General features: G+C 73.5%; 8 protein-coding genes and 1 pseudogene. 5 read left to right on the top strand and 4 right to left on the bottom strand.

Going from position 1 to position 9400, the window contains the following annotated elements; all coding sequences use genetic code 11:
• Positions 1–800, bottom strand: a pseudogene (locus JWQ92_RS08515) (DNA-directed RNA polymerase subunit beta); the annotation flags it as partial.
• A gap of 491 nt (positions 801–1291) precedes the next feature.
• Between JWQ92_RS08515 and JWQ92_RS08510 the strand changes: the two are divergent.
• Entirely contained in the window at positions 1292–2143 is an 852-nt protein-coding gene (locus JWQ92_RS08510; protein WP_297344032.1) for a spermidine synthase, read from the top strand.
• Positions 2144–2182: 39 nt separating this feature from the next.
• Positions 2183–2650, top strand: a complete 468-nt coding sequence (locus JWQ92_RS08505) for a SprT-like domain-containing protein (protein WP_297344031.1) — start codon at positions 2183–2185, stop codon at positions 2648–2650.
• Between the two features lie 161 nt (positions 2651–2811).
• On the opposite strand, the gene JWQ92_RS08500 is transcribed toward JWQ92_RS08505, so the two are convergent.
• Positions 2812–3114 (bottom strand): DUF427 domain-containing protein, encoded by a 303-nt coding sequence (locus JWQ92_RS08500; protein WP_297344030.1) that lies wholly within the window; start codon positions 3112–3114, stop codon positions 2812–2814.
• Positions 3115–3248: 134 nt separating this feature from the next.
• Between JWQ92_RS08500 and JWQ92_RS08495 the strand changes: the two genes are divergently transcribed.
• Positions 3249–3764, top strand: a complete 516-nt coding sequence (locus tag JWQ92_RS08495; RefSeq protein WP_297344029.1) for a hypothetical protein — start codon at positions 3249–3251, stop codon at positions 3762–3764.
• A gap of 4 nt (positions 3765–3768) precedes the next feature.
• Here the strand turns inward: JWQ92_RS08495 and JWQ92_RS08490 are convergent, their stop codons facing one another.
• A complete protein-coding gene (locus JWQ92_RS08490) occupies positions 3769–4146 on the bottom strand; it encodes a hypothetical protein (RefSeq protein ID WP_297344028.1) in 378 nt (125 codons plus the stop codon).
• A gap of 53 nt (positions 4147–4199) precedes the next feature.
• On the bottom strand, positions 4200–4742 hold the full coding sequence (locus JWQ92_RS08485; RefSeq protein WP_297344027.1) for an NUDIX hydrolase family protein: 543 nt from the start codon (positions 4740–4742) through the stop codon (positions 4200–4202).
• Positions 4743–4817: 75 nt separating this feature from the next.
• On the opposite strand from JWQ92_RS08485, the gene JWQ92_RS08480 reads away from it, so the two are divergent.
• Both JWQ92_RS08480 and JWQ92_RS08475 read left to right on the top strand, forming a co-directional pair.
• Entirely contained in the window at positions 4818–5432 is a 615-nt protein-coding gene (locus tag JWQ92_RS08480) for an alpha/beta hydrolase-fold protein (RefSeq protein WP_297344026.1), read from the top strand.
• Positions 5433–5487: 55 nt separating this feature from the next.
• Positions 5488–9400, top strand: a 3913-nt coding sequence (locus tag JWQ92_RS08475; RefSeq protein ID WP_297344025.1) for an ATP-dependent helicase, incomplete at its 3' end; no start/stop codon positions are given.

The raw sequence follows: 9400 nt of genomic DNA, 5'->3' as shown, positions 1-9400 counted from the left end.
CGCAGCTTGCGGTAGATGTCCTTGAGCGCCTCCTCCTTCGTCAGGATGTTGTCCTTCTCGAGCGTCAGCTCGATGGACGCGAACCCGTTGAAGTGCTCCATGATCTCCTCGGTCGTGAGACCGAGGGCCTTGAGGAAGACGGTGACGGACTGCTTGCGCTTGCGGTCGATGCGCACGCCGACCTGGTCGCGCTTGTCGATCTCGAACTCGAGCCAGGCACCGCGGCTCGGGATGATGCGCGCGGAGTAGACGTCCTTATCGGAGGTCTTCTCCTGCTGGCGCTCGAAGTAGACGCCGGGCGAGCGGACGAGCTGCGACACGACGACGCGCTCGGTGCCGTTGATGATGAAGGTGCCCTTGGAGGTCATGAGCGGGAAGTCGCCCATGAAGACCGTCTGGGTCTTGATCTCACCGGTGAGGTGGTTCATGAACTCGGCCTCGACGTACAGCGGGGCCGCGTAGGTCTTGCCGCGCTCCTTGCACTCCTCGAGCGTGTACTTCTTCTCCTCGAGGAACGGGTTGGTGAAGCTCAGCTGCATCGTCTCGCTGAGGTCCTCGATGGGGGAGATCTCCTCGAAGATCTCCTCGAGGCCGCTCTGGGCCGGGAGGTCGGTGCGGCCGGCGGCTTCCGCCTCGGCCACGCGGGCCTTCCAGGCGTCGCTGCCCACGAGCCAGTCGAAGCTCTCCGTCTGGAGGGCCAGCAGGTCGGGGACCGTGAGTGTGTCGGTGATCTTGGCGAAGGAGAGGCGGGACGCCCCTCGGCCGTTCAGAGGAGTGGTGGCGTCAGGCGCAGAGACCAAGGAGATTGGACCTTTCGGTCAGGACCGAGCGCGCTGCGCGATCCTGATTCCTGTCGTGTCGGTTAGGAGAAGCGGCGTGTCCGCGCACTCGAGACCATCCGGGCACCGGCCTGCCTCGAGGGGACGAGGGGCGGGCGCACGGGATCGCCGACCGCAATATGAGGGCGAGAAGTCGACTGGTGGCAAGGGCCGACCAGTGAGCGCAAGGGACAACTATAGGCATGGAAACGCGTCGTGTCCAGCGCGGTGCTTGACCCGGTTCCCATACATGGGCTATAACCGCGCACCACGGGCGGCTGTTCCCTGTTTTCTGCGCGCCGCCGCTCCTGCGGCGCGCGTCGCGGATAGTCCGGCCGGCCGCGCGCGAGCGCCCGGCCTCCCGACCCAGCACACCCCCCGGACCCCCGCCGCTCCTGCGGCGCGCGTCGCGGATAGTCCGGCCGACCGACCCGGCGCCCGTTCCGCCGCGCGGGCTCGCTTAGCCTGGGCGCGTGGCGACGTCGGACTCCGTGCTGCTCGACGGCGGGCTCGTCGCGACCATCGAGCGGGACCGCTGGCAGCCCGACCGGTACGAGCTCGTGGTCGGCGGAACCCCGCAGTCGAGCGTGAACCCGACCGATCCGACGGATCTCGCGTTCGAGTACATCGCCCGGATCGGGCACCTCATCGACTCGCTCGGGGAGCCCGGCTCCCCCATCACCGCGGTGCACTTCGGTGCGGGCGCGCTCACGCTGCCCCGGTACGTCGCGTGGACGCGTCCCGGGTCGCGGCAGCAGGTCGTGGAGCTCGAGCGGGCCCTCGTCGACCTGGTGCGCGAGCGACTGCCGCTGCCGAAGCAGGCGTCCATCCGGATCCGCTACGGCGACGCGCGCGAGGTCGCGGAGCGCCTACCGGAGGGGCTCGTGGGGGCGGCGGATCTCGTGGTCGTGGACGTGTTCGCGGGGGCCCGGATCCCGCCGCAGGTCACGAGCGTGGAGTTCTACCGGCTCGCGGCGAGGCTGCTGAACCCGGACGGGGTGCTCGCGGTCAACGTCGCGGACGGGGCCGGCCTGCCCTTCGCACGGAGCCAGCTCGCCACCGTGCGCGCGGTGCTGCCGGCGGTCGTCGCCCTCGCGGAGCCGCAGGTGCTGAAAGGACGACGGTTCGGCAACGTCGTGATCGTCGCCTCCGAGCGGCCGAGGCCCCTCGGCTGGCTGCCGCGCCTGCTCGCCGCCGGACCGCATCCGGCGCAGGCGGTCGACGGCGACTCCCTCGCCACCCTGATCGGCGGCACACCCGTCGTCACCGACGCGACCGCGACCGGCTCACCCGAACCCGACCGCGGGCTGTTCCTCGAACGGTGATGCGCGCGGCCGTCCGGGGCGGGTCCTAAGGTTCCGCCCATGACGGATGCGGAGGACGTCGCCCGGCTGGCCGCGGAGCTGTTCGCGGCCCATCTGCCCGGCGGCGGCTGGCGCTTCGCTCTCGACAACGCGCGGCGCAGGGCGGGTGCCTGCGACTACGCGCGGCGACGCATCACGGTCTCGCGGCACCTCGTCGCGGGCGCCCCGCTCGAGGAGGTGCGGCAGGTGCTGCTGCACGAGGTCGCGCACGCGCTCGCCGGATCCGGCGCCGCGCACGGCCCCCGGTGGCAGGCGGTCGGGCGACGCATCGGCTACACAGGCCGGCGGCTGCACGACAGGGCCATCGCCGACGACCAGGCACCCTGGGTGGGCAGCTGCCCGGCGGGGCACGAGCACTACCGGTTCCGGCGGCCGAGCGCGCCGCTCTCCTGCGGCGTCTGCACGCGGCGGTTCTCGTCGGCCGCGCTGATCACGTGGCGGCGGCGGGAGGTCGGGGCAGCGGTATGAGGGCGCGGGTTCGCGCCGCCCCCTGCCGCGTGTAGGGGAATGTGCCGGGTGCAGGCGCGCGGGCGGCGTGTCGGCCTACAGCCCGGACATCGGCCTACGGCCGGAACGGCGCACCGCCGGGAGCGGAGGCCGCGACGGCGGGTGCCGGGAGTGGATCCGCGTCAGTCGGTGACGCGGACCTCCTTCCAGAACGCGACGTAGTCGCTGAAGTCGGCGCCGACGCGGTCGAAGGCCGTCGGGTAGGGGTGCGGATAGCTCCACGCGCGGTCCTGCAGCCGCTGACCGTCGACGCTGACCGTGAAGTACTGGCACTCGCCCTTCCACGGGCAGGTGTACGGCGTCGGGCTCTTCTCGAGCAGATCGCTCTTCACGCTCGACGGCGGGAAGTACCAGTTGCCCTCGATCGAGAGCAGGTCCTCCTTCGGCGCCTCCGCGATCACGGTGTTCCCCAGCAGTGCCTTCATCCGAGACCTCTCCTCCGCGGGACGCTTCGGCCCCGAGGGGTGCAACGCGTCCTGCGCGCCCGTGTTCCCGGGGGAACGACCGGGGCGGCCGCACGTGGCCCGCGCGGCCAGGCGAGCCGTCGATACTGTCCCCCATGCGGATGACCGTGATGCTGAAGGAACGCCTCGACGTCCGGCCGGAGGCCGCCTGGCGCGCGCTCCGCTCCCCCACCGTCATGCGGGAGGTGGCCGGGCCCTGGCTGGGCTACGCGTCGCTCGAGGACGGCGGCTTCCCCGCCGTCTGGGAGGACGGGGTGCATCCGGTGCAGCTCCTCGCCGCCGGCGCCGTGCCCGTCGGTGTGCAGGAGCTCGGCATCAGCCTCGACACCGAGCGCCACCGCGGCGTGCGGATCGTGCGCGACAGCGGTTCGGGGCTGGCGGGCCTGCCGTCGGTGTTCCGCACCTGGTACCACCGCATGGCGGTGTCGCCCCATCCGGACGACCCGACGGCGACCCTCTACCGTGACCGGCTCGAGTTCGACGCCGGGCCGGCGACCGCCGCGATGTGGCCCGGGCTATGGACCCTGTGGCAGTGGCGCGGCCTGCGCCTCAAGCAGCTCGCTCCCTCGTTCGACGAGCTGCCGCCCGAGTCGGCGGACGACGCCGCCTGACGCGTCAGCGGTTCAGAAGGGCGAGCACGGCCGTGGCGCCGTTCACGAGGATCGCCAGCACGGTGAGCCAGACGAGGCCGCCCTTGCGCGAGCCCTTCACGAGCACGAGCACCACGAGCACCACCTCGAGCGGCACGGCGAGGTACAGCAGCGGGATCGACGTCGAGACGAACCGCTGCACCGGCGCGAACGCGGCGACGAACAGCAGCAGCCCGAGCACGAGCTCGAGCACGGCGAGGGCGGCCCCGCCGCCCGCCTTGCGGAATCGGAACGCCGCGTCGACGACGGCGAGCGCCGCGCCGGCCACGGCGAGCACCGGCACCCCCACCGGGAGCACGATCACGGGGGCGGCCTGGATCAAGGCTTGCTGAAGGGTCGGCACGGCGGCCGAACCTACCGACTCCGGCGCGACGGCCGGGCCGTGAACCGCCGACGTCAGCCGAGCACGCCGACCGACGCGAGCGCCGCCCGCACCAGCGCGCCGCGCCCACCCTCGGTCTCGCGCACGATCGAGTCGCTCGCCGCCTCCTGCGGCGTCATCCAGGTGAGCTCGAGCGCGTCCTGCCGCGGATCGCAGGTGCCCGTGACCGGCACCACGTAGGCGAGCGCGACGGCGTGCTGCCGGTCGTCGGTGTACTGGGTGATGCTCGGCGTCGGGAAGTACTCGGCCACCTGGAACGGCACGGGGCTCGCCGGAAGCTGGGGGAACGCCATCGGCCCCAGGTCCTTCTCGAGGTGCCGGAAGAGCGCGTCGCGCAGCGTCTCCCCGAACATCACGCGCCCCGACACGATGGTGCGCGTGATGGTGCCGCTCATGCCGACGCGCAGCAGCAGCCCCACCTCGGTGACCCGGCCCATCCCGTCGACGCGTACCGGGACGGCCTCGACGTAGAGCAGCGGCAGCCGGCGCCGGATGAGCGCCAGCTCGTCGTCGCCGAGCCAGCCCGGATTCGGATCAGGGGTCCCCACGGTGCTCACGCCCCCTTTTCTACCCGCCCGGGCGCGTCGCGGTGGACCGAGCGGCCGTTCGGAGGGCACTGGCAGGATCGCGGCATGCGGATCGACGACGCGGCTGCGCACTCCTCAGGCCCTGCGGACGCGGACTCCCTGCTCCTGCTGCTGCACGGCCGCGGCGCCGACGAGCACGACCTGCTGCCCCTCGCGGAGGCGCTGCACCTCCCCGACAGGGTCGTCGCGCTGCGCGGTCCCGTCCCATGGCAGGGCGGCAGGGCCTGGGCGGAGCGCACGGCGGACGACGGCGGCGGCCTCGGCATCCAGGAGGCCGCCTCGGCGGTGCTCGAGTGGCTCGACCGCGAGGCCGCGGCGGGCCGGGGTGCGGAGCGGATCCGGCTGCTGGGCTTCTCGCAGGGCGGTGCGGTGGCGCTGCAGCTGCTGCGCACCGCTCCCGCGCGGTTCTCCAGGACGGTCGTGCTGTCGGGCTTCGTCGCCATGCCGGACGGGCCGGCGGACACGGAGCTCCGACGGCTGCGGCCCGCCGTGTTCTGGGGACGGGGCGCGATCGACCCGGTCATCCCCGCGTCCGCGATCGACGTCACCCGTGCCTGGCTCGAACGGCACGCGACGTTCGACGAGCGGGTGTACCCGATGCTCGGCCACGGGGTCGCGGAGGCCGAGCTGGCCGACGTCGCCGCCTTCCTCGGGGGCTGAGCGCCCCCGTCGGCCGCGCAGCGCTGTCGGCGGCGTGGTGCACAATCCCCTGACCATGCACGAGGTGCTCGACGCCTTCGGAGCCGCGACCCGCGAGTGGTTCGTCGGCGCGTTCCGCGCGCCCACCCCGGCCCAGTCGGGCGCGTGGCAGGCGATCGCGAAGGGTGGGCACGCGCTCGTCGTCGCCCCGACCGGCTCCGGCAAGACCCTCGCCGCCTTCCTCTGGGCGATCGACCGGCTCGCGCACCGTGACGCCACGGAGACCACCGGCACCCGGGTCCTCTACGTCTCGCCCCTGAAGGCGCTGGCCGTCGACGTCGAGCGCAACCTGCGCAGCCCGCTGGTCGGCGTCACGCAGACCGCGAAGCGGCTCGGCTCCGCTCCCCCGCCGGTCCGGGTGGGCGTGCGATCGGGCGACACGCCGCAGGCCGAGCGACGGGCGCTCTCCGCGGATCCGCCCGAGATCCTCATCACGACGCCCGAGTCGCTCTTCCTCATGCTCACGTCCCAGGCGCGCGAGACCCTGCGCTCGGTCGACACCGTGATCGTCGACGAGGTGCATGCCGTCGCCGCCACAAAGCGCGGCTCGCACCTCGCCCTCTCGCTCGAACGGCTCGACGCCCTGCTCGAGAAGCCGGCGCAGCGCATCGGCCTCTCCGCGACCGTGAAGCCGGTCGAGGAGATCGCCCGATTCCTCGGGGGCCGCGCGCCCGTCACCGTCGTCGCGCCCGTCGCGCAGAAGACCTTCGATCTGTCGGTCGTCGTGCCGGTCGAGGACATGGCGGATCCGGACCTCGGCAGCGGGTGGCCGAAGGACGAGCCGCAGACGGGCCGGCGCGAGGGCTCGGCGGCCGGCGCCGTGTTCGACCCCGACGATCCGCTGCCGCCCCGCACCGGCTCGATCTGGCCCCACGTCGAATCCGCCATCACCGACCTGGTGCTCGAGCACCGCTCGTCGATCGTCTTCGCGAACTCCCGGCGACTCGCCGAGCGCCTCACCGCACGCCTCAACGAGGAGTACGCGGAGCGGCTCGAGCACGAGGCCGCCGAGGAGACCGAGGTGGCGGAGGAGCTCGCGATCGCGGGCGCCCTGCACGACCGCGGCACTCCCGCCGCCGTCGCGGCGCCCGCGCAGAGCGGATCCACCCGCGGCGCAGCCCCCCTGCTCGCGCGAGCGCACCACGGCAGCGTCAGCAAGGAGCAGCGGGCCGACATCGAGGACGATCTCAAGTCCGGGCGCCTCCGCTGCGTCGTCGCGACGTCGAGCCTCGAGCTCGGCATCGACATGGGCTCCGTCGACCTCGTCGTGCAGGTGGGCGCTCCCCCGTCCGTGGCGAGCGGCCTGCAGCGCGTGGGCCGCGCGGGCCACCAGGTGGGCGAGATCAGCACCGGGGTCGTCTTCCCGACGCACCAGGCCGACCTGATCCACGCGGCCGTCGCCGCCGACCGCATGGTCCGGGGCGAGATCGAGTCCCTCCGCGTGCCGGCCAACCCCCTCGACGTGCTCGCCCAGCAGACCGTCGCCGCAGCCGCGCTCGACACGATCGACGTCGAGGCCTGGTTCGACGTCGTGCGCCGCAGCGCCCCGTTCGCCGGGCTCCCCCGCTCGGCCTACGAGGCCGTGCTCGATCTGCTCGCAGGCCGGTACCCGTCCGACGAGTTCGCGGAGCTGCGCCCCCGCCTCGTCTGGGACCGTGACGCGGGCACGATCACCGGGCGGCCGGGCGCCCAGCGGCTCGCCGTCACCTCCGGCGGCACGATCCCGGACCGCGGGCTGTTCGGGGTCTTCCTCGTCGGCGGCCAGTCCGGCGGCGCCCGCGTGGGCGAGCTCGACGAGGAGATGGTCTACGAGTCGCGGGTCGGCGACGTGTTCAGCCTGGGCGCCACGAGCTGGCGGATCCAGGAGATCACCCACGACCGGGTGAACGTGCTGCCCGCATTCGGGGAGCCGGGCAGGGTGCCGTTCTGGAAGGGCGACGGCCTGGGTCGGCCGGTCGAGCTCGGCCGTGCCGTCGGCGCCTTCCAGCGCACCCTCGCCTCGTCCGGGCCTGCGGATGCGACCGATATCGCGGAACGGATCGGGCTCGACGAGCGCGCGGTGCGCAACCTGCTGCGCTTCGTCAGCGACCAGGCCGAGGCGACCGGCAGCGTGCCGAGCGACCGGACCCTCGTGCTCGAACGCTTCCGAGACGAGCTCGGCGACTGGCGGATCGTGCTGCATTCCCCGTACGGCATGCAGGTGCACGCCCCGTGGGCCCTCGCCATCGGCGCCCGGCTCGCGGAGCGGTACGGCATCGAGGGCGGTGCGATGGCCGCCGACGACGGCATCGTGCTGCGCATCCCCGACACCGAGGCGGAGCCGCCGGGAGCGGACCTCGTCGCGTTCGATCCCGACGAGCTCGAGTCGATCGTCACCACGGAGGTGACCGGGTCCGCGATCTTCGCGTCCCGGTTCCGGGAGTGCGCGGCGAGGGCCCTGCTGCTCCCCCGCTACAACCCGGCCCGCCGGTCCCCGCTCTGGCAGCAGCGGCAGCGGGCCGCGCAGCTGCTCGACGTCGCGAAGAAGTACCCGACCTTCCCGATCATCTTCGAGACGATCCGCGAGGTGCTCCAGGACGTCTACGACCTGCCTGCGCTCAAGGAGCTCGCTGCCCGGCTCGAGTCGCGCGCGGTGCGCGTCGTCGAGGTGGAGACGCCGTCCGCCTCGCCGTTCGCGCGCAGCCTGCTCTTCAGCTACGTCGGCGCCTTCATGTACGAGGGCGACAGCCCCCTCGCGGAGCGCAGGGCGCAGGCCCTCGCGCTCGACTCCACGCTGCTCTCCGAGCTGCTCGGCCGGGCCGAGCTGCGGGAGCTGCTCGATCCCGCCGTGCTCGAGCGCATCGAGCTCGAGCTGCAGCGCCTCGACCCGGAGCGCCGGCTGCAGGGGGTGGAGGGCGCTGCCGATCTCCTCCGGCTGCTCGGCCCGCTCACGGTGGACGAGGTGGCCGCTCGGCTCCACGACGGGGAGGGCGAGGTGATCCGTCCCGCGGCGGCCGCCGCCCTGATGGAGGAGCTGGTGAGCAGCCGGCGCGCGATCACCGCGAGCTGGGCGGGCCGCGACCGGTACGCGGCCATCGAGGACGCGAGCCGGCTGCGCGACGCGCTGGGGGTGCCCCTGCCGATCGGTGTGCCGATCGCGTTCGTCGAGCCGGTGCCCGATCCGCTCGGCGACCTCGTCGGCCGGTTCGCACGGACCCACGCACCGTTCGCCGCATCCGCGGCGGCGGAGCGGCTCGGGCTCGGTGTCGCGGTCGTGACCGACACGCTGCGCCGCCTCGCGGACGAGCGGCGCGTCACGGAGGGGGAGTTCCGTCCTGGCGGCAGCGGATCCGAGTGGTGCGATGTCGAGGTGCTGCGGCGGCTGCGGCGGCGCTCGCTCGCCGCGCTGCGCCGCGAGGTCGAGCCCGTCGATCAGGGGGCGTTCGCGCGCTTCCTGCCGGAGTGGCAGCACGTCACGGGCCGATCGGCGCTCACCGGCGTCGACGGGGTCGCGGCCGTCGTCGAGCAGCTGGCCGGGGTGCCGATCCCCGCATCCGCCTGGGAGTCGCTCGTGCTGCCGTCGCGGGTGCGCGACTACCGGCCAGGGATGCTCGACGAGCTCACCGCGACGGGCGAGGTCGTCTGGTCGGGCGCCGGCCGCATCGCCGGCAACGACGGCTGGGTGGCGCTGCACCTCGCCGACGCCGTGCCGCTCACGCTGCCCGCTGCCGAGGAGGCGGAGCACTCGCCCCTCGAGCGCGAGGTGCTCGCCGCGCTCGGTGGCGGCGGCGCGTTCTTCTTCCGGCAGCTCGCCGACACGGTCGGGGCGACCGAGGACGCGGCGCTGCAGGAGGCGCTCTGGAACCTCGTCTGGGCCGGCCTCGTCACCAACGACACGTTCGCCCCGGTCCGCGCCCTCACCGGCAGCGGCGGCACCGCGCACCGCGCGC

Source organism: Amnibacterium sp., from assembly GCF_025463795.1.
In the GTDB taxonomy this organism is placed as follows: Bacteria; Actinomycetota; Actinomycetes; order Actinomycetales; family Microbacteriaceae; genus Amnibacterium.
Note: the sequence above shows the minus strand (reverse complement) of the source record. Positions and strands in the feature narration are given on the sequence as shown.